Raw genomic sequence first — 23,747 nt, 5'->3', positions numbered from 1 at the left:
CGATCAGCGCACATCGTCGCCATCGTCCAGATGTTCACGGATCAGCGACATAAATTGCGTACCGAATCGCTCCAGTTTACGCTGCCCGACGCCGTTAATCGTCAGCAATTCGCTTGTCGTTACCGGCAAGCGATCGGCCATTTCCAGCAGCGTGGCATCACTGAACACCACATAAGGCGGGATATCGCCCTCATCAGCAATGGCTTTGCGTAGTTTGCGCAGCTTGGCAAACAGCTTGCGATCGTAAAGCCCGGTGTACGATTTTTGGTTCGCTTTCAGCTTCAGGTTAACCACGCGAGGCACCGCCAACTGCAAAGGTATCTCACCGCGCAGCACCGGACGGGCCGATTCGGTCAGCTGTACCGCTGAGTGTAATGCAATATTTTGCGTGAGGAACCCCATGTGAATCAGTTGGCGTAGCACGCTGACCCAATGCTCATGCGATTGCTCACGGCCAATGCCGTACACTGGCAGCTTGTCGTGTCCCCATTCGCGAATACGCTGGTTATTAGCCCCACGCAGCACTTCTACCACATAGCCCAGGCCAAAGCGCTGCCTCACCCGATATACGCAGGAGAGCGCCTTTTGCGCATCCACCAGGCCATCATAGCACTTAGGTGGATCGAGGCAGATATCACAGTTACCGCAAGGGGCATGCCGCCCTTCACCAAAATAGTTAAGCAACACCAGACGGCGGCAGGTTTGCGCCTCCGCGAACGCCCCCATCGCGTTCAACTTGTGCCGTTCAATTTCTTGCTGCGGGCCCGGCGGTTTTTCCTCAAGGCAGCGGCGCAACCACGCCATGTCAGCCGGATCGTAAAACAGCGCGGCTTCCGCAGGCAGGCCATCTCGCCCGGCACGCCCGGTCTCCTGATAGTAGGATTCGATCGTGCGTGGGATATCAAAGTGCACCACAAAGCGCACGTTGGGTTTGTTAATACCCATGCCAAAGGCGACGGTGGCTACCACCACTTGCAAATCGTCACGTAGAAACGCTTCCTGTACCTGCGCACGCCGTTCGTTGTCCAACCCAGCATGATAGGCCGCCACGCTGAGGCCACGATTTTGCAGACGCGCACTGATATCCTCTACCTTCGCCCGGCTGTTGCAATAAATGATGCCGCTTTTACCGCGCTGACCCTGCACAAACATCCACAGCTGATCGAGCGGTTTAAATTTCTCCACCAGCGTATAGCGGATATTGGGCCTGTCGAAGCTGCTCAGATGAATATGCGGTTCGTGCAGATCGAGCAGGCGCACAATATCACTGCGCGTCGCGTCGTCGGCGGTGGCCGTCAAGGCAACCACTGGCAGCGTGGGGAAACGCTGCTTGATTTGCCCAAGGGCGCGGTATTCCGGGCGGAAATCATGCCCCCACTGGGAGATACAGTGCGCTTCGTCGATGGCAATCAGTGCCGGATTCCACTGAGCAAGCTGGTCAAAGAAGCTGTCCGTGGTTAAACGCTCCGGCGCGATATACAGCAGCTTGATTTCACCGCTGCGACAGCGGGTCATCACGTCCCACTGCTGTTCACGGGTTTGGGTCGAGTTCAGGCAGGCGGCCGTCACGCCGTAGGCAAGAAGCTGATCCACCTGGTCTTTCATCAAAGAGATCAGTGGAGACACCACCAATGTCAGGCCATCCAGCACCAATGCGGGGATCTGGTAGCATAGCGATTTTCCGCCCCCGGTCGGCATCAGCACCAGACAATCCTGACCGTTGACCGCAGCCCGAATGACCACATCCTGACCGGGACGGAATTGCTGATAACCGAACGTATCGCGTAGAACCTGAGCCGCTAACGCTTCCTTATTTAACACTTCCGCCGTAGACACGCGTTCCCCGATCCTCTTTGCATCACATCAGCCCGTGGCCGATAAAATCAAACAGGCGCTATTTTCAGCGCCTGTGATAAAAACTGCAATCTTTTGAGCACGAGAATTATTTTTTCTGAAAAGGCGCCTCAAAAGATCGTTCAACATCACACCAACACCGTAACGCGTCTGCCGATGGTTGTAGTCGATCATCGATTCGCCGTAGCCGCTAAACACCTTGGTATAGCCAACCGACTTAAAAATGATTACAACAAATGCCCTGATATGCGGCAAAAAAGCATAGCTGGCTGTTATCAAAATAATGTCGGTTGGCTATATAAAAGCGTACATGCTTGGTTATCGGATAGCTCCACCCCAACTCTGCGTTGCCGTAGCCGCTGTTCCAGCTGTAATGCCCTGCTACGCTGAAAATGCTGTCGCCCAAGACGTAGCCAACACGAACCCGATAATATAGACAAGCGACTTAATTTTGATTACACCATATGGACTGAGAACAAAATCTCTGTATCGCAACCACTCTCTCTTTTTTTGCTTGTGCCCATTTATGCTCAATTTGGTTAAAATCTGGCGAATATGTAGGCAAATACTCCAGCATATATATCTAAACGACTTAATTTTGATTACACTATTTAAATGAGCTATTCCAGTCAGCTCAGAAAAGCTGGAACCGACTAAGAGGATTTGACCTGCTGACCCTGGTTGTAAGCAACGTCCAATTTAAGGATGGAGAACAGATTCACGAAGCATCAGAGTGGAACGTATAGCCAACCGACTTAAAAATGATCACAGCCAATGCCATGATATGTGGAAAAAAATACAGCTAATTGTTATCAAAATAATGTCGCTTGGCTATAACAAGAATGTTGCGAAGCATGTTCCAAATCTACCCCTTGGCGTAAAACGCGCAGGGTAGCGAACGTCGACCTGTCGCGCAAATGGATACTGTGCGTTTTATCGCGCAGTGAGAATGAAGGCTCAGGTTTGTGGCACGGCATCAAATTGGAGTTGTTTGCCGCACTTCAGGCAACGATAGGTGGCATCGCCGCGTTGGGCACGGTAATGTCGACGCACGCTTAACTGGTGCTGCTGGCAGGCGCAACAGTAAGGGTAGGTTTTACCCTGCACGGAGGCGGTGGCGAAACGGTGTGTGCGTTTCGCCGGGGTTTGCAGAATTTGTTCCATCATCCAGCGCCATTCTTTGCCATGGGGCGCTACGCGACCGAAGCGGGCATACACCAGCAGATGAGCCAGTTCGTGGGGAACGACCTCATCGATGAAGGCCTGCTGGTTTTCCAGCAGCAGCAGCGGGTTCAGACGGATTTCCCATTGCTGTAGCCAGGCGGTCCCTGCGGTTGCGCCGCGCTGCTTATAGCTTACGCTGGGCTCCAAATACTGGCTGCCTAAGGCTTGATTGGCGAATTGCAGGCGTTCACACAGACAGTGCATGACAGCGTGGTGGAGCACGATAGGAATGCGAGGCGAGTTCATGGCTTTGAAGATAGATCGTGGAAAAAGCCGATGCAACTGGAAGGCTCATTCCTCTCCCGCCTTTGGCTGGCATAGGTATAGCCAAGCGACATTATTTTGATAACAATTAGCTATATTTTTTTCCACATATCATGGCATTGGCTGTGATCATTTTTAAGTCGGTTGGCTATATCTTTCCGCTTCGGTTTTGCTGTTCGCGTTATGATCACGGATGTTTCCCCGATCTCCATATTGGCTTTTTTCCCTTTCCAGCCAACCTGTCCGTTTGCGATAAATGGCAGATCGTCTGCAATTTCACCAATTTTACGGGTGTCACCGCCCCACTCGGCCCGATGCCCTTCCTTTCCCCGGATAAGCCAACATATTCCCTGGGAGCTTAATGTGCGCATATGCCCGATAGAGTCACCTTCACGGTCAATGAGATGAACTAACTTCTTCCCAGTATCAAGAGACTCAACGCGGGCGATATCAGCCGTCAAAGCATCCATATGAGTCAGACTCTCAGACAAGCCCTCGGTTAGCGTTGAACGACAACCCGCCCTATCGGTTAGAGTTTGAGACAGGGGCGCTATTGGTAAACCATTTGCAGCATCAAGCAGTAAGCGGGTTTGTAGTTCATAACCGACGTCGCCACCATGCGTCATTTTCAAACGTTCTTCTTTCCCATTGTGGGTACGAAACTGTAAATGAGACCAGTCGTGAACGACGGGAGCGTATGGATGCGGGTTAAGTGCAACCTGCCGGAGAGCCAGCGAAATAATCGGTTCATTGAGCTGACTGAAGCTAATACGTTCATTATTAAAAAAATGCCAAACGGCCTGAGTAGTGGCGAATGTTGTTTTCTGCGCGCAGGCAAGGTCTTTAACGGCTGACGCCAATGGTGCTGCGGGAGTCATGTGTTGCTTAACCAGACGCTGATAACGCCGGTTAAGGCGGGCATCAATCCCGCCGATGGATAAGTTGAGATCATGCAGCAACGTAATAGCAGATATTGCAAAAGATGTGTAGATACCTATGCTTTGGCTGGAGAGGAATGCCTTGTGGTGTTTACAGACCGGCAGACGCGCGCAGTTGTGCGGCCTTGTCGGTTTTTTCCCACGGGAAGTGCTCGCGGCCAAAGTGACCGTAAGCGGCGGTTTCCTGATAAATCGGGTGCAGCAGATCGAGCATCTGGATCAGCCCGTAAGGACGCAGATCGAAGAACTCGCGTACCAGCTGAGTGAGACGCTCGGTTGAAATTTTTTCTGTGCCAAAGGTTTCGATCATGATTGAGGTCGGTTCGGCCACACCGATGGCGTAGGAAACCTGAATCTCACAGCGATCAGCCAACCCCGCAGCAACGATGTTCTTCGCCACGTAGCGCGCGGCATAGGCCGCAGAGCGGTCAACCTTGGACGGGTCTTTGCCGGAAAACGCACCGCCGCCGTGACGCGCGGCACCGCCGTAGGTATCCACGATAATCTTGCGACCGGTCAAACCGCAGTCACCCATCGGGCCACCAATAACAAAACGGCCTGTCGGGTTGATAAAGAATTTGGTGCTGGCAGAGAGCCATTCAGATGGCAAAACCTGCTTGATGATCTCTTCCATCACCGCTTCATGCAAATCGCTTTGCGCAATGTCTTCTGCGTGCTGTGTTGATAGAACAATCGCGTCAATACTGACGATCTTGCCGTCATCATATTGGAAGGTAACCTGGCTTTTTGCATCCGGGCGCAGCCACGGCAGCGTGCCGTTCTTGCGTACTTCAGCTTGACGCTGTACCAAACGGTGAGCGTAGGTGATGGGCGCCGGCATCAGCACATCGGTTTCATTGGTGGCATAACCGAACATCAGGCCTTGGTCGCCCGCGCCTTGTTCCAGTGGATCGCTGCGATCGACGCCCTGATTGATATCCGGCGATTGTTTACCGATGGCGCTTAACACGGCGCAGGAATTGGCATCAAACCCCATCTCGGAGTTGACGTAGCCAATCTCACGTACCGTACGACGCGTTATCTCTTCAATATCTACCCAAGCGCTGGTGGTGATCTCACCGCCCACTAACACCATACCGGTTTTCACGTAAGTCTCACAGGCGACGCGCGCCTTGGGATCTTGTTCCAAAATGGCGTCAAGAACCGCATCAGAGATCTGGTCTGCAATCTTGTCCGGATGCCCTTCAGAAACGGATTCCGATGTAAAAAGGTGTTTAGCCATGCGTTGTTATACCTTCAAAGCAAATGCTGTAGTAGTCGCGGTGTGTCAGTAAAACTGTATAGATGGATTAACATCTGGATGGCTATTCTAGGTCACTTAGCGGACGGATTACCAGCGGTTTTTTGTTTCAGGGCGGCTATCATCGAAATTTTGTATTGCCGTTTTTTTTTCCGTTTAGACCATCGAAAAGTGATTTTCATTTTGCTTTTCCCCCCACATATCGGTATAAACGGCGAGCGGTCGCAGTGCGCCGTAAAGCGTTGCGGAAAGGGTGTACGCTCCCTGTTTTGACCCATAGCCTGACCGCAATCGTTGCGGCGGCACGGAGGTGATAAGTTTAATTGTACTAGCTCAGACCTGAGCTGACAGTTAACGATTATTTATACAGGTGTCTGTCAGATTACATCTGGTTCAGATTCTTTTCTGCCCAGATCCGTTTTCCATCGAGTAAAGTGGCTATCGGCGTACGCCCGCAGCACATTTTTCCCTGATGAGTTCGCTCATTATTGTAATGCCACAACCAGTTGTCCAGATCTACCTGCAGACTTTCCAAGTCTCCATATAACTTCTTGCCGAACGTAACCTGATAAAAATCCTGCAAAATGGTTTTATGGAAGCGCTCGCAGACGCCGTTCGTCTGCGGAGACATCGCCTTCGTTTTCGTATGCTCGATATCGTTGATAGCCAGATAAAGCTGATAATCATGCTGCTCCACTTTACCACAGTACTCCGTACCCCTGTCGGTCAGTATTCTCAGCACCGGCAGTCCCTGAGCCTCGTAGAACGGGAGTACGCGATCATTGAGCAGGTCGGCGGCGGTGAGCGGTGTTTTATTCGTATACAGCTTGCAGTGTGCCACTTTCGAGTACGTATCCACGAACATCTGCTGGTAGATACGGCCCACCCCCTTCAGATTGCCCACGTAGAAGGTGTCCTGCGAGCCCAGATACCCGGGATGTGCCGTCTCGATTTCACCGCAGGCCTCATCATCGTGCGCCTTCTTCTCCAGGGCTGCGATTTGAGCGTCGGTAAGGACAATGCCTTCTCTGGCGATCTTTTCCTCAAGCGCCTTCAGGCGTTTACGGAAGTTCTCCAGGTCGTGTCGTTGCCAGATGGAGCGCACGCCGCTGCCGGAGATAAACACGCTTTTTTTACGCAGCTCATTACTGGTCCGGTGCTGCCCATGGGGCGGGAACTCAATAGCATAATCAACAAGCGCGCGTTCAGTGGCTTCGTCGGCGCGGTTCTTCAGGTTCGGAACCCGGCGGTTCTGGTTAACCAGCGCATCAATGGCGTCTTCAGCAGCCAGTTCCTGATAACGGTAAAATGTATCGCGTGACACGCCCATGCTCTTGCAGGCTTTTGATACGTTACCGAGTTCTTCGGCGAGATTGAGCAGGCCGGCTTTGTGTTTGATAATGGGATTGTTAGTATGAAGCATGAGAGTTACCTCGCGTTTTGTTTAAGGATTAGACACCCATATCAAAACCGGTAACTCTCAACCTTTCAAGGTCCAGTGTCAGATCTAGTTGCGACTAATACAGCTAATAACTCCATCCGTGCTGGCGCTGGCTTTCTTCTCCGCATTGGTGTGCGGAGCTGCCTGGGCAACATTAACAAACAGATGGCTGAAGAAAACAAAGATCAGAGTAATAAATACGCGCATGATAAAAGAGACCGAATACAATCCTTAACTCGCTCAATTCGAACAGTATTCACGAAAACGGCATGAGAAAAAAGCAGGAAATCACCTTTTCGCTTAACAGAATCATGAGAAAACGTTAATAATTGTTTTCCTGCTGTAAATATCATCATTTATTGCGGCATATTTCACCGAGGATGGCTTAGAGGGAACGCCGACAGGAAAGGCCCTACAAAAAATGGCGTTTTTTTGTCATGACGGCTCTCGCTACAATGAAGCAACGGTATATGTGCTTTGCAATCGCTTGGATAACAAAGCACATACGCGACAATGGTGCGATAATACCCCGTTACATAATGATGCCGTGCGATCACTCCTACAGGAAGATGGCATCGTGATGGCTTGCAGAAACACCGTTTGAGGAAGCAAAAAGCATGACGACGACAACGATTGAAAAAATTCAGCGCCAGATTACAGAAAACCCGATTCTGTTATACATGAAAGGTTCCCCGAAGTTGCCGAGCTGCGGTTTCTCTGCCCAAGCTGTGCAAGCGCTGTCGGCGTGCGGTGAACGCTTCGCCTATGTGGACATTTTACAAAACCCGGATATTCGTGCTGAGCTGCCAAAATACGCTAATTGGCCGACCTTTCCCCAACTGTGGGTTGACGGTGAACTGGTTGGTGGATGCGATATTGTCATTGAAATGTATCAACGTGGCGAATTGCAGCAACTGCTCAAAGAAACCGCAGACAAATACCGTGAACCGCAGAACGGAGACAGCGTACAGTAAATTGTGCCTGTTGGCGGGCATACCGCTGGTATCTGAGGTAAAAGAGGGGACCCAGCACCTGGGTCCCCTCTTATTTGGGAATGAAACCTGTTTATGGTCGTATTCGGAGAACTCAGTCCGTTTGGTCTTCCACGGGCAATGGCCAACCGCCCAGCCGCTTCCAACGATTAACCAGTTCGCAAAATAGCGCTGTGGTTTGCTGCGTATCATAAAGCGCTGAGTGTGCCTGCGCGGAGTCGAAGGCGATGCCAGCGATCATGCAGGCCTTTGCCAATACGGTTTGTCCCAGCACCAATCCGCTCAGCGCGGCAGTGTCAAAGGTGGCAAAGGGGTGGAACGGGTTGCGCTTCAGCCCGCAGCGTTCCGCTGCCGCCATCAGAAAGCCGTGATCAAAATTGGCGTTGTGGGCGACAATAATCCCGCGATTGCAGCCCCTGTCTTTAATACCTTTACGCACCATTTTGAATATTTCATGCAGGGCTTCGTATTCAGAGACGGCACCGCGCAACGGATTGTGGGGATCAATGCCGGTAAATGCCAGCGCAGCGGGATCAAGCAGCGCGCCTTCGAATGGCTCGACGTGAAAATGCAACGTCTCATCGGGCTGTAACCAACCGTCTTCATCCATTTTCATCGTGATGGCGGCAATTTCCAGCAGTGCGTCAGTTTTCGCGTTGAACCCTGCAGTTTCAACATCAATAACAACCGGGTAAAACCCGCGGAAACGGCCACTCAGTGCGTTCAGGTTATTTTTATCAGCCATGTTCTCTTTAATCATTTACTAAATGCAGCGCGCATTATGGCAAATTCCCACCATCAATGCAGTAAACCTGATGCCTTGAGCACCTCGAAGGGGAGAAGTGCGCAATGGAATGAGCACAGCGTAAGAGAGAAGGGAAAGGAAAAAGCCAAAAAAGCGGCGGACAGAAGCCGCCGCAGAGCATTGCCTGACAATCAGTTGCCGAGCCCGTTTCCGGATTGCGCTTTTTCAATTAGCTCAATCTTGTATAGCCAAGCGACATTATTTTGATAACAATTAGCTGTATTTTTTGCCACATATCAGGGCATTGGCTGTAATCATTTTTAAGTCGGTTGGCTATAACCATCGGGATCTTCGATAAAGGCAATAATTGTGGTGCCGCCCTTAACCGGGCCAGCTTCGCGCGTCACTTTTTCGCCAGCCTGAGGAATTCGCTCGCAGGTTGCGGCAACGTCTTCAACCGCCAGCGCAATGTGTCCGAAAGCATTACCCAAATCGTATTTATCGACGCCCCAGTTGTACGTCAGTTCAATGACGGCCCCTTCGCTCTCTTCGGTATAACCCACGAAAGCGAGCGTGTATTTGTATTCGGTATTTTCACTGGTTCGCAGCAAACGCATCCCCAGTACCTTGGTGTAAAAATCGATTGAGCGTTGTAAATCCCCAACACGCAACATGGTATAGCTAAAAGACTTAATTTTGATTGCATTATTTAAATGAGCTATTCAATTGATTTTAGACGTAAAGTGATATCTACACGGGAAGAAGAAGGGTTGAGTATCCGAGAAACAGCGAAGCAATTTCGGATTGGCCCTGCCTCTGTATCGTGTTGGATTAATCAAATAGCGTCAAAAGCATCGACCACACGTCAGCGAAAGATCGATAAATCCGAGTTGATAAAAGATGTTGAACCATATCCAGATGCTTACCAAAAAGAATGTGCAGAGCGTTTTGGCGTTTGTCAGAAGGCCATTTGGCAAGCTCTTAAAAAGCTGGGATTGACCTATAAAAAAACTCTACGTCATCCGAAAGCCGACGAAAGCGCCCGGCAAGCATTTCAACAAAAAATACAACAGTATGAAAAAGAAGGTAAACCTATTGTTTTTATTGATGAAAGTGGTTTTCCACACGATACCCCACGGACTCACGGCTATTCCCCAAAAGGTCAACGGTGTTTTGGCCTGAAGAAGGCTTTGTTGAATAAATCAGAACTTGTAACGACTGTGCCCCATACGGGTCGATTGTTACGTGATGCGAATACTGTTCGGCATTCCTAATAGCGTGATCAGGTTAAGCGCTTTGACCATGGCCATGGCTTCACCCACCTGACCATCGTAGTCTCTCAGACTTAGATGACCACCCAGAAGCCTTTTGAAGCGGAACATGGCCGTTTCAGCCACTGAGCGCCGGTGATAGCCCACTTTCTTTTTCCAGATAGCGTTACTACCGCTAATGCGCTGATTTGCAACAGCGTGGTTACGCTTGTGGTAGCGATCTTGCCAATATTGCGCCCCCCTTCGTGGCGGGATAAGCGGCCTTATTTTCTTCCTCAGCAGAGCATCATAGCAGTAAACTGTATCCTAAGCGCCGTTAGCCGATGCCTCTCTGATTTTCCGGTGGGTCTGGTTTATCAACGCCGGTAGAGCTTGGGCATCAGTCATACCACTGAGCGACAAATCCGCACAGATAATCTCATGCGTCACACTGTCTACTGCCAGGTGCAGCTTACGCCATACCCTGCGTCTGTCGGCACCATGCTGCCGGACTTTCCATTCGCCTTCGCCAAAGACCTTCAGGCCGGTTCCATCAATGACCAGATGTGAGATTTCACCACGGGTTGGCGTTTTTATGCTGATGTTCACTGTCTTTGCTCGCTTGCTGAGCAGCGAATAGTCTGGACAATGGAGCGACAATTTAATCAGTTTAAAAATCGAGTCAACAAAGCCTAGGCACAACGCTGTTTGCTATCGGATTATTTGATATCAATATTAACAGCGATGTTTTCTATTCCTGAGTCACACAAGTCCTTATCCCAGTACTCCCTAAAAACAGGGTAATCGTGATGGACAATGCAACTTTTCACAAAAAACATAATATTCAACAAGTCATCATCGATGCAGGGTATATGGTGGAGTATTTGCCTACATATTCGCCAGATCTTAACCCAATTGAGGGCTTTGTTGAATAAATAGATTTTATGCTGGCAGCCCAGCGAAACGACGGATCCTCGCAACGTAAAATCATGCAGTTAGGCCTCATGAGAAAAGTGTACACCTGAGATGACAAGCATTTTCAACCAAAACTGGCATGGAAAAACAGCATGATTACCTATTATTCAACAAAGCCCCAATTGAGCATAAATGGGCACAAGCAAAAAGCAAAAAAAGAGAGAGTGGTTGCGATACAGAGATTTTGTTCTCAGTCCATATGGTGTAATCAAAATTAAGTCGCTTAGCTATACCGGCATCCTGATGGTCTGCGAGGCGATTGAATGACCGATTGAGCTGAGCAATCATAATAATTAACCCTATGTATGTTCACAAAAATTGTGGGAAGGACAACAGGGCGTAGTGTCGCCATTTTAGTGACGCAGAGAAAACAAATTTATTTGACATAGCTAATCAAAAAAATTGCTGTGGTATGGGCGAGTGGCTATGTGACCGCGATGTTGAAATGAATATAGCAAGGCCACTGGTAGGCATAGATCAACAAAGGTCCCTTTTCGGGCAGGATGGCCGTTGGATGAAGGCCGCTGTATGGAATACGATGTGCTGTTTTATACATCAATATCATGCAGCGGATTGAACCACGTAACGTGGTGAGCATGGATGATGTCGGTAAGCTGCTAGACAATAATTTTTAGCCATTGTCCGCTATGTGTTGTACTGATCTTAGCCGTTATTTGAGAGCCTGTACACGAGATTGTGTAATTGCCTGATTTTGATATGTTCAATCCAACATCAAAAGCAGGTTACTTTATGGACGAAAAACAGTTACAGGCTCTGGCTAACGAGCTGGCCAAAAATCTCAAAACCCCTGACGATCTCAACCAGTTTGATCGCCTGCTGAAAAAGATCAGCGTTGAAGCTGGAGTTATACTCATTTCTGGTGTATGGGGTTTCGGGGAGGGTGGCGTATCCTGCTGATTGATTTCGTGGATGATTTCAACAACAGAGAGATGATACCCCATGAAAAAGTCTACCCTACAGGTCTCCGCAGAACCAGATATTGCCGGTGATCCCTTGCATGAATTCATTCGTAATGGTGCCAGGCAACTGATAGCTGCCGCCGTTGAGGTTGAGCTCGAAGCCATGCTGCAACAACATGCTGAACGCCGCCTTGACGACGGGCGTCATGCTGTCGTTTGTAACGGCTATTTGCCACCGCGAACCATACAGACGGGTATTGGGGATGTTGAAATTAAAGTGCCTAAGGTCAGGGAGCGTAGCGGCAACGGAATATGCTTCAACAGCGCGTTGTTGCCGCCTTATCTGAAACGTGCAAAAAGCGTCGAAGAGTTGCTACCATGGCTGTACCTGCGAGGCATATCCACCGGTGATTTTCACGAAGCCCTGAGGGCGCTGCTCGGTGAAAAAGCGAATGGCCTCTCTGCCAGTACCATCAGCAGACTGAAACAGCAATGGCTTGAAGAGCACAGGCAATGGTGCCTGCGTGATTTAAGCGATACGCGCTACGTTTATTTCTGGACCGATGGCATATATAGCAAAGCGACTTAATTTTGATTACACCATATGGACTGAGAACAAAATCTCTGTATCGCAACCACTCTCTCTTTTTTTGCTTTTTGCTTGTGCCCATTTATGCTCAATGGGGTTAAGATCTGGCGAATATGTAGGCAAATACTCCACCATATACCCTGCATCGATGATGACTTGTTGAATATTATGTTTTTTGTGAAAAGTTGCATTGTCCATCACGATTACCCTGTTTTTAGGGAGTACTGGGATAAGGACTTGTGTGACCCAGGAATAGAAAACATCGCTGTTAATATTGATATCAAATAATCCGATAGCAAACAGCGTTGTGCCTAATAAAGCGCCGATAACATTTGTTCTTCCCTTGGCTCCCCAGCTCTTCAGCCCAAAACACCGTTGACCTTTTGGGGAATAGCCGTGAGTCCGTGGGGTATCGTGTGGAAAACCACTTTCATCAATAAAAACAATAGGGTTACCTTCTTTTTCATACTGTTGTATTTTTTGTTGAAATGCTTGCCGGGCGCTTTCGTCGGCTTTCGGATGACGTAGCGTTTTTTTATAGGTCAATCCCAGCTTTTTAAGAGCTTGCCAAATGGCCTTCTGACAAACGCCAAAACGCTCTGCACGTTCTTTTTGGTAAGCATCTGGATATGGTTCAACATCTTTTATCAACTCGGATTTATCGCTCTTTCGCTGACGCGTGGTCGATGCTTTTGACGCTATTTGATTAATCCAACGCGATACAGAGGCAGGGCCAATCCGAAATTGCTTCGCTGTTTCTCGGATACTCAACCCTTCTTCTTCCCGTGTAGATATCACTTTACGTCTAAAATCAATTGAATAGCTCATTTAAATAATGTAATCAAAATTAAGTCTTTTAGCTATACAGCCATGTCAGGCAAGATGATCGCCTTTGCCTGCTGCTCATTATAGACAACCGACTTAAAAATGATTACAGCCAATGCCCTGATATGTGGCAAAAAAATACAGCTAATTGTCATCAAAATAATGTCGCTTGGCTATATCGGCGTCACTGAGCATGGACGTAAGGAGCTGGTTGCGGTCGAAGATGGTTATCGAGAGTCAGAAGCAAACTGGGCCGAACTTCTTAATGGCCTGCGAGCACGTGGCCTAACCGTATCTCCCAAGCTGGCTACGGGAGACGGTGCCCTTGGTTTTTGGAATGCAATGGCAAAGATATTCCCGGACACGCAGCACCAACGCTGTTGGGTGCACAAAACCGCTAATGTGTTGGCTTCACTCCCCAAAGCCATGCAACCGAAAGTTAAGGCTGAGCTGCGGGAGGTTTGGCTAGCAGAGAGCCGCGATGCCGCTAATGAAGCCTTTGATGTTTTGTTGGCAAGGTTTTCAGCGAAATATCCTTCAGCGATGAAGAAGCTGGAGAAAGCTCGAGAAGAACTGTTGGCATTCTACGACTTCCCGTCAGAGCACTGGGCGTCAATAAGAACGACAAATCCGATTGAATCGGCTTTTGCGACTGTGAGGCTACGAAGCAGAGGCGCGAAGAACGGTGGTTCGAGAGAAACAACCCTGTCAATGGTATTTAAGCTGCTCCAGTCAGCTCAGAAAAGCTGGAACCGACTAAGAGGATTTGACCTGCTGACCCTGGTTGTAAGCAACGTCCAATTTAAGGATGGAGAACAGATTCACGAAGCATCAGAGCGGAACGTAGCCTGATCGCCATACACCAGATTTGCTAATATAGCAAACCGACATTATTTTGATAACAGCAAGCTATGCTTTTTTGCCGCATATCAGGGTATCTGTTGTAATCATTTTTAAGTCGGTTGGCTATATCACGCTGCTGACCCCTTTTTTCGTCAGCGTGCCGCCTCTTTTCCGGCAATCACCGATCGTTTAAAAAGCCCCTCGTTGAAGGGGCTTAATGAGATGGTCACCCCCACCCTGTGAGCATAGGTATCTACACATCATAAAGGGTTAAAAACCACCATAACTAAGTGGGCAAGTTCTTCCGGGGTATAGTCTGCTAATAACGTCAAGGTATTTAGCTGGATGGATAGTCCGGCAAGCAGCGCTGGGGCGCTTTCTTTATGCCCTCGTTTTTGTTGTCGTCCGGATAATCGGCAAATTAACTGACGGGCTGCCGCATTGTCGTCTCCTTCAGCGCGTTGCAGCCGCCATACCAGCACACATGCCATGCTAGCTATCAATAACCTGCGTAGCAGGGCACCAGCACTGCGCTGAAGCCATTTTTCTACATCATGACCGGCACCTTTCAGCAGCTTAAAAAAGGATTCAATACCCCAGCGCCAGTAATACCAGCGAGCGACTTCCGCGCTGGTGATCTCGTTGCTAACATTTGTGAGCAGCGTCCAGCGTCCGATAAATTTACCGTGAGTATCGGTAAGGCGAACCACAACTAATCTGAGTGTCAGAGCTACGCCTGGCTGAACTTTCACTCGCCGTCCGGTGTTCTTGTCTTTCCGCTTCGCTTTTGCTGTTCGCGTTATGATCACGGATGTTTCCCCGATCTCCATATTGGCTTTTTTCCCTTTCCAGCCAACCTGTCCGTTTGCGATAAATGGCAGATCGTCTGCAATTTCACCAATTTTACGGGTGTCACCGCCCCACTCGGCCCGATGCCCTTCCTTTCCCCGGATAAGCCAACATATTCCCTGGGAGCTTAATGTGCGCATATGCCCGATAGAGTCACCTTCACGGTCAATGAGATGAACTAACTTCTTCCCGGTATCAAGAGACTCAACACGGGCGATATCAGCCGTCAAAGCATCCATATGAGTCCTACTCTCAGACAAGCCTTCGGTTAGCGTTGAACGACAACCCGCCCTATCGGTTAGAGTTTGAGACAGGGGCGCTATTGGTAAACCATTTGCAGCATCAACCAGTAGGCTGGTTTGTAGTTCATAACCGACGTCGCCACCATGCGTCATTTTCAAACGTTCTTCTTTCCCATTGTGGGTACGAAACTGTAAATGAGACCAGTCGTGAACGACGGGAGCGTATGGATGCGGGCTAAGTGCAACTTGCCGGAGAGCCAGCGAAATAATCGGTTCATTGAGCTGACTGAAGCTAATACGTTCATTATTAAAAAAACGCCAAACGGCCTGAGTAGTGGCGAATGTTGTTTTCTGCGCGCAGGCAAGATCTTTAACGGCTGACGCCAATGGTGGTGGGGGAGTCATGTGTTGCTTAACCAGACGCTGATAACGCCGGTTAAGGCGGGCATCAATCCCGCCGATGGATAAGTTGAGATCATGCAGCAACGTAATAGCAGATATTGCAAAAGATGTGTAGATACCTATGCCTAGGTTGAGAGGGCATCTGTGTGGGGGGGACGGGGCCATTTTCCCGTTAGCGTCATGCCAAGGCAGAACGTGACCAGCCACGCCATCAACATATCCCGCGCAAAGAGAATGACATCACTCAAGCCAAACATAAGTAAGGCAAATAACAGCGCAATGGAGAAGTGGCTGCGCAGCACAAAAATCGAAAAATAAGAGAGCGCGACATAAAACAAAATAATCAGTAGCGCACCGGGCCAGCCTTTCAGTGAAAAAGCTTCAATGACATCGTTATGAAGATGCACGTTCAGGTAACCCAGCGCCCCCTTCATGGCTGGTGTCTGCTGTGCGAAGACGGTGATATGTGCCGCGCGCTGTTCGGCGGATTGTCCGAACGGCGCAACAAGCCCTGCGTCCATACCGGATTGCACCATGGCAAACCGTGCGCCTACCGAGGTTTGACTGTTATTCTGGCTGTAGTTGCGCATGTCATTGATCAAATCGTTGGCGCGTTTATGGATCGTGTCGTGGAACAGCGCAATGCAGAGCGTTAGCGTTACGAGGGAGCCCAGCACGCCCTTAAGCAATTTACGTTTATTGTGACGTACTTCTGATAACAGGATCATCGCCCCAATCAGGGGATAAACAAAAATGGCCGCCCGTGTCTGGGTCAGGATGATGGCACTGGTTACCAGCAAGAAATGGAGTAAATAGAGATAATATTTGTAGCGCACAGTGAGCGTGAGTAATGCCTGTGCACTCAAGGCACCGATAAACGTCATAAAATAGGCTGCGCTGGTTGCCGGACCAAAGATCAGGCTCACACGGTGCATGTCGTGAAAAATGAACTGAAACAGCACATAAGCCAGCGTCATGATGCAAACGGCCAAGGAGCCAACTTGCAGGATAGGTTGGTTTTTATGTGGTAAGTGGCATGCGGCTAACAGAATAAATGCACCGAGAATCGCGGCATGCCCGGCGGTGCGATAGGCGGAGTAGACATCGGTAAAACGTGTGTCGGGGTGGTAGTAAAGTGAAAACCAGACAATGTTGAGACAACCCGTCAGCAACAGCAGGGTGGGCAATATTAACAGGCATTTGGCGACGAGAACCTGTTTCACATGCGTAACCACATACAGAGCGGCAGACACGCCGGTCAAATAAAACAGCCATCCGGCGATGATGGTACTAAACGGCATGACGGCTAGGGTCAACATGCACCCTGGAAACAGCGTATTTGTGGTTAACGAGGCGCTTACTACGGGGTATTTTGCCCAGCTGTATCTTAAAGCATTCAACATATCATTGGGTCACGTAGCAAGGGCTATCCCCGTTGTCCCGTCCATCCGGGATGGTATGAGTGTAGCCCCGGCGCAAGCCTTTACGGAAGCGCGCTTTGCACCGATGTGTGCAGGGAAGTAGCGTCGAGAGGCTGTAAGTCTACCAACTCTGACAGCTTTTGCCGGACCGCATCGGCAGAGATAGCGCTCATGTGATGATTTTCAGATTGTTCCACCACCTGATTGAGCCCATATCCACCAATAAGCCTAGGATCGGTAGGGCCATAGAGTGTGATATTCGGGCGATCCAATGCCGCTGTCAGGTGACTCAGACCAGTATCGACGGAAACAACCGCTTGTGCCCCCGCCAGTACGGCGGCCACCTGCTGCAAACTCAGGCGCGGTAACACGTCGACGTTTGGAAAGTCGGCTGCAAGGCGCTGCGCTCGCTGATGTTCATGCCCTGTGCCCCAGGGGAGTTTGATGCGCAATCCTGACGGTTGCAGGCTGGCGATCAGTGCGAGCCAGTGAGATTCGGGCCAATGTTTTTCATCACGGGTGGTGGCGTGTAGGAATACCAAATAGCGCCCGGCATCTTCCGACGGTGCTGCCAGAAAATGCTGGGCAATACCGTAGTCCCCCCGCTCACTGGGCTTACGATAGCTCAGGCTGGCCGCGAAAAGCTCGCGAATGCGCTTGACGGCGTGCTGCTGCCGTACAATACGGTGCCGGTAGTTATAGAAAATGCTGGCCAGCGGCTCACGCGCGCTGCTGCTGTCTAAACCGTGTTTTTTCCCGCGCGCGAGACGCGTGACCAACAGCGCACTTTTCAGCAGCCCCTGGGCGTCAATTACCGCATCGTACTGGCGCTCTCGCAGCTGTTGCTTAAATTGCGCGCGTTCACGCCGTGTTTCTGCGCTGAACCAGCTTTTACGCCAGCGGCGGATGGCAACGGGGATTACGCGATCAACGGCGGAATGCCAAGTGGGGATTTGTGCAAACCCTTCTTCCACCACCCAGTCAAATCGTAAATTGGGGATGACGCGCATGGCATCCGTCAAAGCAGGCAGCGTGTGCAAGACATCGCCCATGGAAGAGGTTTTAACGATCAGCACCCGCATTAGCGATGTTCCTTTGTCTGGATGTAAGGCGTCAAGGCTTCCAACACGCGCTCAGGCTGAATATCAATCAGGCTTTGGTGATATCCCTGCTCGCCATCGCCTTTGCGCACGCGATGATAGCCAGTAATCAAGCGGATAACGTTGGCCTGATGTGACAGCGGCGGTGTGAAATCCTGACTGCTGGGGCCATAGAGTGCCACCAGAGGACGGTTTAACGCGGCTGCCACGTGCATTAATCCGGAGTCATTGCTGACCACGGCGTGACAGGCGGCAATCAGCACCACGGCTTGATCCAGCGACGTTTTGCCTGCCAGATTGGCGCAAAAGGCACGCAGAGATTCGGGTAACGTATCGCATATTGCTTCTCCCGCATCGTTATCCTTGTCTGAGCCGAACAGTACAACCTGATGGCCGCGTTCGATCAGCGTTTGTGCCAGACTGGCATAGTGATAGTGTGGCCAGCGCTTGGCGGGGCCAAATTCAGCGCCGGGGCAGAAACCAATAAGTGAGCGCTCGCTAACTAAATCAAAGGTGGGGAGCACGGAGTCGATTTCTGCCTGTGCGACCTGTAGCTGCGGCCATAACAGCGGCTGTGGAAGATCTTCAGCTCGGTGAATCTGGTCGCGTGGATAGGCTAGGGCGACATAGCGCTGCACCATCAGGGGAAACGCGGCTTTGTCCAATACCCGCACATCGTTAAGCAAGCCATAACGCATCTCTCCGCGCCAACCGGTGCGCTCTGGCACCTTGGCAAAGAAGGGCACCAGCGCGGATTTAAACGAGTTCGGTAGCACATAGGCGCGATCGTAACCTTGCTCGCGCAACGACACCCCTAAACGCCGACGTTGACCCAGCGCCAGCGCCCCGTGCCCGAGCGGCATCGCCAGCGCCTGACGCACTCCCGGCATGCGGTCCAACAGCGGGCGGCACCAAGCCGGCGCCATGACATCAATCTGTGCATCTGGGTACCGTGCTTTGAGCGAACGATACAGACTGTGGGACATCATCATGTCACCCACCCACGATGGACCAATTACCAGGATTTTCATAGCGTTTATCTTTATATGTTCTGTTGCTTGGCGGCCAGAAAAATGCCATCGAAGGGTGCAATCCTGTGCCTGCTGCTTACCGGGAACGTGCGGCCGCACATTGTTGTGGCGTTTACGCGGAGCGGTTCAGCCAAGTCAGATAGTCGCCGACACCTTCAGCCACCGTTTTGAAGGGCTTGTCGTAGCCTGCCGCGCGCAGTTTGGTCAAATCGGCTTGCGTGAAGGCTTGGTAACGGCCTTTCAGTTTTTCAGGGAAAGGAATGTATTCCACTTGGCCTTTCTGGTGGAAATCCAACACGGCATCGGCCACGGCCTGGAATGAGTCGGCACGACCCGTTCCGCAGTTGAAAATACCGGAAACGCCGTGCTGCCAGAACCACAGGTTAACCGCAGCCACATCACAAACATAAATGAAATCGCGCTGGAAATTTTCGCTGCCGGAGAACAGTTTTGGATTTTCACCCTGATTGATCTGGTTATTCAGATGAAACGCGACGCTCGCCATGCTGCCTTTGTGCTCTTCGTGCGGGCCGTAGACGTTGAAGTAGCGGAAGCCGCAAATCTGGGAATCTGCCTGCGGCAGAATATCGCGCACGTATTGGTCGAACAGGAATTTGGAATAGCCGTAAACGTTCAGCGGCTGTTCGTATTGACGCTCTTCAATAAAGTCGCTGGTGCGCCCGCCGTACGTGGCTGCGGAAGAGGCGTACAGGAACGGGATGCTACGTTCCAGACAGTAGTGCAGCACCTCTTTCGAGTACTGATAGTTATTGTCCATCATGTACTTGCCGTCCCACTCCGTGGTGGAAGAGCATGCACCTTCATGGAAGATGGCATCGATATTGCCCAGATCGTCGCCTGCAACGATACTGGCGATGAAGTCTTCCTTGTCCATGTAATCGGTAATGTCCAGATCGACTAGATTGACAAACTTGGTGCCGTCTTTCAGGTTATCCACCACCAAAATGTCTCGATAACCGATGTCATTCAATGATTTAACAATATTGCTGCCGATAAAGCCGGCTCCGCCTGTGACGATGATCATGGGAGTAACCCTTGTAAATCTCGTGGGTGAAGCACCACGCTCCACACTATTTATGACTGCTATCATAACATTTTGTTGCACTACAGACAGTACACCATTTTGTGCTGCCGCAAGGTGTTACTGAGGCGGTGTTGCGGCATGTCGTGACCCGCATGGTATTTTTCAGATTCTGTGGCGTTATAGCTAAACGACTTAATTTTGATTACATTATTTAAATGAGCTATTCAATTGATTTTAGAGGTAAAGTGATATCTACATGGGAAGAAGAAGGGTTGAGTATCCGAGAAACAGCGAAGCAATTTCGGATTGGCCCTGCCTCTGTATCGCGTTGGATTAATCAAATAGCGTCAAAAGCATCGACCACGCGTCAGCGAAAGATCGATAAATCCGAGTTGATATAGCCAAGCGACATTATTTTGATAACAATTAGCTGTATTTTTTTGCCACATATCAGGGCATTGGCTGTAATCATTTTTAAGTCGGTTGGCTATAAAAGATGTTGAACCATATCCAGATGCTTACCAAAAAGAACGTGCAGAGCGTTTTGGCGTTTGTCAGAAGGCCATTTGGCAAGCTCTTAAAAAGCTGAGATTGACCTATAAAAAAACGCTACGTCATCCGAAAGCCGACGAAAGTGCCCGGCAAGCATTTCAACAAAAAATACAACAGTATGAAAAAGAAGGTAAACCTATTGTTTTTATTGATGAAAGTGGTTTTCCACACGATACCCCACGGACTCACGGCTATTCCCCAATAAGGTCAACGGTGTTTTGGCCTGAAGAAGGGGGGAGCCAAGGGAAGAACAAATATTATCGGCGCTTTATTAGGCACAACGCTGTTTGCTATCGGATTATTTGATATCAATATTAACAGCGATGTTTTCTATTCCTGGGTCACACAAGTCTTTATCCCAGTACTCCCTAAAAACAGGGTAATCGTGATGGACAATGCAACTTTTCACAAAAAACATAATATTCAACAAGTCATCATCGATGCAGGGTATATGGTGGAGTATTTGCCTACATATTCGCCAGATCTTAACCCCATTGAGCATAAATGGGCACAAGCAAAAAAAGAGAGGGTGGTTGCGATACAGAGATTTTGTTCTCAGTCCATATAGTGTAATCAAAATTAAGTCGCTTGGCTATATATGCCATCAGCCCAGAAATAAACGTAGCGCGTATCGCTTAAATCACGCAGGCACCATTGCCTGTGCTCTTCAAGCCATTGCTGTTTCAGTCTGCTGATGGTACTGGCAGAGAGGGCATTAGCTTTTTCACCGAGAAGCGCCCTCAGAGCTTCGTGAAAATCACCGGTGGATATGCCTCGCAGGTACAGCCATGGTAGCAACTCTTCGACGCTTTTTGCACGTTTCAGATAAGGCGGCAACAACGCGCTGTTGAAGCATATTCCGTTGCCGCTGCGCTCCCTGACCTTAGGCACTTTAATTTCAACATCCCCAATACCCGTCTGTATGGTTCACGGTGGCAAATAGCCGTTACGAACGACAGGATGACGCCCGTCGTCAAGGCGGCGTTCAGCATGTTGTTGCAGCATGGCTTCGAGCTCAACCTCAACGGCGGCAGCTATCAGTTGCCTGGCAGCATTACGAATGAGTTCATGCAAGGGATCACCGGCAATATCTGGTTCTGCGGAGAGCTATAGGGTAGACTTTTTCATGGGGTATCATCTCTCTGTTGTTGAAATCATCCACGAAATCAATCAGCAGGATACGCCACCCTCCCCGAAACCCCGTACACCAGAAATGAGCATAACTCAAAATCAATTGAATAGTTCATTTAAATAATGTAATCAAAATTAAGTCGTTTAGCTATAGATGACGAACAGGGCGGCAGAAAAAACCACGGAACCAAAGAAGAAAAACGCAGATACCGGATGAGAGATGAGTTTGAGTAATTGATATTTCAGACCGGCCATGAACGTTTCCTTGGTACTCGCGCGTACAGCTGCCGCCAGCAATGCGCTAACATACTCAGTGTCGGCGCTAAGTGGCCGTGACTTTAATATAAACGCAAACTTTTCCCTTTGGCGGGGCTTTGTTGAATAAACATATTTTATGCTGCACCCCCGGTGAAACGACAGATCCTCGTAACGCAAAATCATGCAGTTAGGCCTCATAAGAAAACTGTAAACCTGAGGTGACAAGCATTTTCTACCAAAACTGGCTGGCAAAACAGCATGACTCACTATTATTCAACAAAGCCCTTTGGCGGCATAAAAACCCGCTTATTTCACATTATTGCTGATAACCTAGTGCCTTAAACGATGTGCTGCTCTCATGCATGAAAAAGATTGTTAAAATTAGATTTTAACTGACAGAGATGTTGTTATGAATGAATTGCGAATTGGCCTGTTATCCATCTCCGACCGCGCTTCAAGCGGCATATATCAGGATAAAGGCATCCCTGCATTACAGGAGTGGCTTGCTGCTGCGCTGACGACGCCCTTTGACGTGGAATCCCGTTTGATTCCCGATGAGCAGCCGTTAATTGAACAGGCTTTGTGTGAGTTAGTCGATGAGCGTCAGTGTCATCTGGTGCTGACAGCTGGAGGTACGGGACCGGCACGGCGGGATGTCACGCCGGATGCCACGCTGGCGGTGGCCGATCGAGAAATGCCGGGTTTCGGCGAACAGATGCGCCAGATCAGCTTGCGCTTTGTGCCTACGGCGATTTTATCGCGTCAGGTGGGGGTTATTCGTAAACAGGCATTAATCCTGAACCTGCCGGGTCAACCCAAATCCATCAAAGAGACGCTGGAAGGGCTAAAAGACGATGCGGGAAATGTGGTGGTGCCAGGGATTTTTGCCAGTGTACCGTATTGTATACAGTTGTTAGAAGGACCTTATGTCGAAACCGATCCGCAAGTGGTAGCAGCATTTCGCCCCAAGAGTTCGATCAGCGACACAAAAAGCTAAAATTGGGCCATTTTAAACATAAGCTACACCTTCTCTGGAGTGTAAAAATTTAGCCATTATAGTAATCTTAGTTTTACACAAAGACGGTAAATTATTTTTCTCTCACTCTGGCATTATTCGGTAACTTATGAATGGTGGTAACGCTCCATCACAATCATTTTCATCACAACAATCGTCAGCACAGCCCTTGCCACACAAACAGCGCCAGCTGAACGGACAGGATTACAAAACGCTCTCCTTGGCCGCGTTGGGTGGCGCGTTGGAGTTTTACGATTTCATCATTTTCGTATTTTTCGCTGCGGTGATTGGCGAGCTGTTCTTCCCGGCTGATATTCCTGAGTGGCTGCGCCAGTTGCAAACCTTTGGCATCTTTGCTGCAGGCTATCTGGCCCGCCCGTCGGGGGGCATCATCATGGCCCACTTTGGCGATCTAGTTGGACGTAAAAAAATGTTCAGCCTGAGCATCTTTCTGATGGCGGTGCCTACGCTCGCCATGGGAATGTTGCCGACCTATGAAAGCATAGGTATCTACACATCTTTTGCAATATCTGCTATTACGTTGCTGCATGATCTCAACTTATCCATCGGCGGGATTGAT

The 23,747-nt window shown here is 49.7% G+C and carries 26 protein-coding genes and 6 pseudogenes; 14 read left to right on the top strand and 18 right to left on the bottom strand.

Going from position 1 to position 23,747, the window contains the following annotated elements:
• Positions 1-3 precede the first annotated feature (3 nt).
• The 3 genes and pseudogenes from recQ to ACD630_RS18230 all read right to left on the bottom strand — a co-directional run bounded on the left by recQ (position 4) and on the right by ACD630_RS18230 (position 2,431).
• The gene (gene recQ, locus ACD630_RS18240) at positions 4-1,836 is read right to left on the bottom strand and encodes an ATP-dependent DNA helicase RecQ (RefSeq protein WP_430360201.1); all 1,833 of its coding nucleotides are present in this window, start codon (positions 1,834-1,836) and stop codon (positions 4-6) included.
• A 129-nt stretch (positions 1,837-1,965) separates the two neighbouring features.
• Positions 1,966-2,287: pseudogene (locus ACD630_RS18235) on the bottom strand (phospholipase A); the annotation flags it as partial.
• A 12-nt stretch (positions 2,288-2,299) separates the two neighbouring features.
• Positions 2,300-2,431, bottom strand: a complete 132-nt coding sequence (locus ACD630_RS18230; protein WP_430360200.1) for a transposase — start codon at positions 2,429-2,431, stop codon at positions 2,300-2,302.
• 156 nt (positions 2,432-2,587) lie between these two features.
• Here ACD630_RS18230 and ACD630_RS18225 point away from each other — a divergent pair, with 156 nt between their 5' ends.
• Positions 2,588-2,749 (top strand): hypothetical protein, encoded by a 162-nt coding sequence (locus ACD630_RS18225; RefSeq protein WP_430360199.1) that lies wholly within the window; start codon positions 2,588-2,590, stop codon positions 2,747-2,749.
• 62 nt (positions 2,750-2,811) lie between these two features.
• Here ACD630_RS18225 and ACD630_RS18220 read toward each other — a convergent pair whose 3' ends face one another.
• The 4 genes from ACD630_RS18220 to ACD630_RS18205 form a co-directional block, all read right to left on the bottom strand.
• Positions 2,812-3,324, bottom strand: coding sequence for a SprT family zinc-dependent metalloprotease (locus ACD630_RS18220; protein ID WP_430361170.1), 513 nt, complete (start codon positions 3,322-3,324; stop codon positions 2,812-2,814).
• A 110-nt stretch (positions 3,325-3,434) separates the two neighbouring features.
• Positions 3,435-4,301: a hypothetical protein gene (locus ACD630_RS18215; RefSeq protein ID WP_430360198.1), complete on the bottom strand. Its 867-nt coding sequence runs from the start codon at positions 4,299-4,301 to the stop codon at positions 3,435-3,437.
• Between the two features lie 70 nt (positions 4,302-4,371).
• Positions 4,372-5,523, bottom strand: a complete 1,152-nt coding sequence (gene metK, locus ACD630_RS18210) for a methionine adenosyltransferase (RefSeq protein ID WP_430360197.1) — start codon at positions 5,521-5,523, stop codon at positions 4,372-4,374.
• A 400-nt stretch (positions 5,524-5,923) separates the two neighbouring features.
• Positions 5,924-6,964: an IS481 family transposase gene (locus tag ACD630_RS18205; RefSeq protein ID WP_430360196.1), complete on the bottom strand. Its 1,041-nt coding sequence runs from the start codon at positions 6,962-6,964 to the stop codon at positions 5,924-5,926.
• A 635-nt stretch (positions 6,965-7,599) separates the two neighbouring features.
• Between ACD630_RS18205 and ACD630_RS18200 the strand changes: the two genes are divergently transcribed.
• On the top strand, positions 7,600-7,956 hold the full coding sequence (locus tag ACD630_RS18200) for a Grx4 family monothiol glutaredoxin (protein WP_430360195.1): 357 nt from the start codon (positions 7,600-7,602) through the stop codon (positions 7,954-7,956).
• A 112-nt stretch (positions 7,957-8,068) separates the two neighbouring features.
• Here the strand turns inward: ACD630_RS18200 and rnt are convergent, their stop codons facing one another.
• Both rnt and gloA read right to left on the bottom strand, forming a co-directional pair.
• Positions 8,069-8,719 (bottom strand): ribonuclease T, encoded by a 651-nt coding sequence (rnt, locus tag ACD630_RS18195; protein WP_430361169.1) that lies wholly within the window; start codon positions 8,717-8,719, stop codon positions 8,069-8,071.
• 320 nt (positions 8,720-9,039) lie between these two features.
• On the bottom strand, positions 9,040-9,393 hold the full coding sequence (gloA, locus tag ACD630_RS18190) for a lactoylglutathione lyase (RefSeq protein WP_430360194.1): 354 nt from the start codon (positions 9,391-9,393) through the stop codon (positions 9,040-9,042).
• A gap of 39 nt (positions 9,394-9,432) precedes the next feature.
• On the opposite strand from gloA, the gene ACD630_RS18185 reads away from it, so the two are divergent.
• Positions 9,433-9,993 (top strand): IS630 transposase-related protein, encoded by a 561-nt coding sequence (locus tag ACD630_RS18185; protein ID WP_430360193.1) that lies wholly within the window; start codon positions 9,433-9,435, stop codon positions 9,991-9,993.
• Here the strand turns inward: ACD630_RS18185 and ACD630_RS18180 are convergent.
• Positions 9,961-10,662: pseudogene (locus ACD630_RS18180) on the bottom strand (IS5 family transposase); the annotation flags it as partial. The gene ACD630_RS18185 and the pseudogene ACD630_RS18180 overlap by 33 nt on opposite strands.
• Before the next feature lie 83 nt (positions 10,663-10,745).
• Here ACD630_RS18180 and ACD630_RS18175 point away from each other — a divergent pair.
• The 4 genes and pseudogenes from ACD630_RS18175 to ACD630_RS18160 form a co-directional block, all read left to right on the top strand.
• On the top strand, positions 10,746-10,904 hold the full coding sequence (locus ACD630_RS18175; RefSeq protein ID WP_430361168.1) for a transposase: 159 nt from the start codon (positions 10,746-10,748) through the stop codon (positions 10,902-10,904).
• A 172-nt stretch (positions 10,905-11,076) separates the two neighbouring features.
• Complete coding sequence (locus ACD630_RS18170) at positions 11,077-11,211, top strand: hypothetical protein (protein WP_430360192.1); 135 nt, start codon at positions 11,077-11,079, stop codon at positions 11,209-11,211.
• Between the two features lie 435 nt (positions 11,212-11,646).
• Complete coding sequence (locus ACD630_RS18165; RefSeq protein ID WP_430361310.1) at positions 11,647-11,862, top strand: hypothetical protein; 216 nt, start codon at positions 11,647-11,649, stop codon at positions 11,860-11,862.
• Between the two features lie 42 nt (positions 11,863-11,904).
• Positions 11,905-12,441: pseudogene (locus ACD630_RS18160) on the top strand (transposase); the annotation flags it as partial.
• 18 nt (positions 12,442-12,459) lie between these two features.
• On the opposite strand, the gene ACD630_RS18155 reads toward ACD630_RS18160, so the two are convergent.
• Positions 12,460-13,281: an IS630 family transposase gene (locus tag ACD630_RS18155; protein WP_430360191.1), complete on the bottom strand. Its 822-nt coding sequence runs from the start codon at positions 13,279-13,281 to the stop codon at positions 12,460-12,462.
• Positions 13,282-13,434: 153 nt separating this feature from the next.
• Here ACD630_RS18155 and ACD630_RS18150 point away from each other — a divergent pair.
• Positions 13,435-14,130, top strand: a pseudogene (locus ACD630_RS18150) (IS256 family transposase); the annotation flags it as partial.
• 43 nt (positions 14,131-14,173) lie between these two features.
• On the top strand, positions 14,174-14,314 hold the full coding sequence (locus tag ACD630_RS18145; protein WP_430360190.1) for a hypothetical protein: 141 nt from the start codon (positions 14,174-14,176) through the stop codon (positions 14,312-14,314).
• 67 nt (positions 14,315-14,381) lie between these two features.
• Here ACD630_RS18145 and ACD630_RS18140 read toward each other — a convergent pair whose 3' ends face one another.
• The 5 genes from ACD630_RS18140 to rfaD form a co-directional block, all read right to left on the bottom strand.
• A complete protein-coding gene (locus tag ACD630_RS18140; protein ID WP_430360189.1) occupies positions 14,382-15,698 on the bottom strand; it encodes a transposase in 1,317 nt (438 codons plus the stop codon).
• Positions 15,699-15,739: 41 nt separating this feature from the next.
• Entirely contained in the window at positions 15,740-16,933 is a 1,194-nt protein-coding gene (locus tag ACD630_RS18135) for an O-antigen ligase family protein (RefSeq protein ID WP_430360188.1), read from the bottom strand.
• A gap of 164 nt (positions 16,934-17,097) precedes the next feature.
• Entirely contained in the window at positions 17,098-18,117 is a 1,020-nt protein-coding gene (gene rfaC / locus ACD630_RS18130; RefSeq protein ID WP_430360187.1) for a lipopolysaccharide heptosyltransferase RfaC, read from the bottom strand.
• Positions 18,117-19,166: an ADP-heptose--LPS heptosyltransferase RfaF gene (gene rfaF / locus ACD630_RS18125; protein ID WP_430360186.1), complete on the bottom strand. Its 1,050-nt coding sequence runs from the start codon at positions 19,164-19,166 to the stop codon at positions 18,117-18,119. The genes rfaC and rfaF overlap by 1 nt, the downstream gene beginning before the upstream one ends.
• Positions 19,167-19,278: 112 nt before the next feature.
• The gene (gene rfaD / locus ACD630_RS18120) at positions 19,279-20,211 is read right to left on the bottom strand and encodes an ADP-glyceromanno-heptose 6-epimerase (protein ID WP_430360185.1); all 933 of its coding nucleotides are present in this window, start codon (positions 20,209-20,211) and stop codon (positions 19,279-19,281) included.
• A 215-nt stretch (positions 20,212-20,426) separates the two neighbouring features.
• Between rfaD and ACD630_RS18115 the strand changes: the two genes are divergently transcribed.
• From ACD630_RS18115 to ACD630_RS18105, 3 genes are all read left to right on the top strand, one after another.
• Positions 20,427-20,612 carry an IS630 transposase-related protein gene (locus ACD630_RS18115; protein WP_430360184.1) on the top strand — a complete coding sequence of 62 codons (186 nt, stop codon included), beginning with the start codon at positions 20,427-20,429 and terminating at the stop codon, positions 20,610-20,612.
• Between the two features lie 82 nt (positions 20,613-20,694).
• A complete protein-coding gene (locus ACD630_RS18110) occupies positions 20,695-21,069 on the top strand; it encodes an IS630 transposase-related protein (protein ID WP_430360183.1) in 375 nt (124 codons plus the stop codon).
• The gene (locus ACD630_RS18105; protein ID WP_430361167.1) at positions 20,987-21,331 is read left to right on the top strand and encodes a transposase; all 345 of its coding nucleotides are present in this window, start codon (positions 20,987-20,989) and stop codon (positions 21,329-21,331) included. The genes ACD630_RS18110 and ACD630_RS18105 overlap by 83 nt, the downstream gene beginning before the upstream one ends.
• Positions 21,332-21,354: 23 nt before the next feature.
• Here ACD630_RS18105 and ACD630_RS18100 read toward each other — a convergent pair.
• Positions 21,355-21,852 (bottom strand): annotated as a pseudogene (locus ACD630_RS18100) (transposase); the annotation flags it as partial.
• A gap of 186 nt (positions 21,853-22,038) precedes the next feature.
• Positions 22,039-22,335: a hypothetical protein gene (locus ACD630_RS18095; RefSeq protein WP_430360182.1), complete on the bottom strand. Its 297-nt coding sequence runs from the start codon at positions 22,333-22,335 to the stop codon at positions 22,039-22,041.
• A 226-nt stretch (positions 22,336-22,561) separates the two neighbouring features.
• Between ACD630_RS18095 and mog the strand changes: the two genes are divergently transcribed.
• Both mog and ACD630_RS18085 read left to right on the top strand, forming a co-directional pair.
• Positions 22,562-23,149: a molybdopterin adenylyltransferase gene (mog, locus tag ACD630_RS18090; protein WP_430360181.1), complete on the top strand. Its 588-nt coding sequence runs from the start codon at positions 22,562-22,564 to the stop codon at positions 23,147-23,149.
• A 127-nt stretch (positions 23,150-23,276) separates the two neighbouring features.
• Positions 23,277-23,741 (top strand): annotated as a pseudogene (locus ACD630_RS18085) (MFS transporter); the annotation flags it as partial.
• Between the last annotated feature and the right edge of the window lie 6 nt (positions 23,742-23,747).

The organism is Symbiopectobacterium sp. RP (assembly GCF_050472005.1).
In the GTDB taxonomy this organism is placed as follows: Bacteria; Pseudomonadota; Gammaproteobacteria; order Enterobacterales; family Enterobacteriaceae; genus Symbiopectobacterium.
This window is presented reverse-complemented; position numbering and strand designations above follow the sequence as displayed.

Coding starts and splice junctions, on each gene's coding strand:
- ACD630_RS18205 (WP_430360196.1), bottom strand. CDS start 6,964: ATGCTTCATACTAACAATCCCATTATCAAACACAAAGCCGGCCTGCTC.
- ACD630_RS18155 (WP_430360191.1), bottom strand. CDS start 13,281: ATGAGCTATTCAATTGATTTTAGACGTAAAGTGATATCTACACGGGAA.
- ACD630_RS18220 (WP_430361170.1), bottom strand. CDS start 3,324: ATGAACTCGCCTCGCATTCCTATCGTGCTCCACCACGCTGTCATGCAC.
- metK (WP_430360197.1), bottom strand. CDS start 5,523: ATGGCTAAACACCTTTTTACATCGGAATCCGTTTCTGAAGGGCATCCG.
- rfaD (WP_430360185.1), bottom strand. CDS start 20,211: ATGATCATCGTCACAGGCGGAGCCGGCTTTATCGGCAGCAATATTGTT.
- ACD630_RS18185 (WP_430360193.1), top strand. CDS start 9,433: ATGAGCTATTCAATTGATTTTAGACGTAAAGTGATATCTACACGGGAA.
- rnt (WP_430361169.1), bottom strand. CDS start 8,719: ATGGCTGATAAAAATAACCTGAACGCACTGAGTGGCCGTTTCCGCGGG.
- gloA (WP_430360194.1), bottom strand. CDS start 9,393: ATGTTGCGTGTTGGGGATTTACAACGCTCAATCGATTTTTACACCAAG.
- ACD630_RS18230 (WP_430360200.1), bottom strand. CDS start 2,431: ATGCTGGAGTATTTGCCTACATATTCGCCAGATTTTAACCAAATTGAG.
- ACD630_RS18135 (WP_430360188.1), bottom strand. CDS start 16,933: ATGTTGACCCTAGCCGTCATGCCGTTTAGTACCATCATCGCCGGATGG.
- ACD630_RS18115 (WP_430360184.1), top strand. CDS start 20,427: ATGAGCTATTCAATTGATTTTAGAGGTAAAGTGATATCTACATGGGAA.
- ACD630_RS18200 (WP_430360195.1), top strand. CDS start 7,600: ATGACGACGACAACGATTGAAAAAATTCAGCGCCAGATTACAGAAAAC.
- rfaF (WP_430360186.1), bottom strand. CDS start 19,166: ATGAAAATCCTGGTAATTGGTCCATCGTGGGTGGGTGACATGATGATG.
- ACD630_RS18170 (WP_430360192.1), top strand. CDS start 11,077: ATGGGCACAAGCAAAAAGCAAAAAAAGAGAGAGTGGTTGCGATACAGA.
- ACD630_RS18095 (WP_430360182.1), bottom strand. CDS start 22,335: ATGATTTTGCGTTACGAGGATCTGTCGTTTCACCGGGGGTGCAGCATA.
- mog (WP_430360181.1), top strand. CDS start 22,562: ATGAATGAATTGCGAATTGGCCTGTTATCCATCTCCGACCGCGCTTCA.
- rfaC (WP_430360187.1), bottom strand. CDS start 18,117: ATGCGGGTGCTGATCGTTAAAACCTCTTCCATGGGCGATGTCTTGCAC.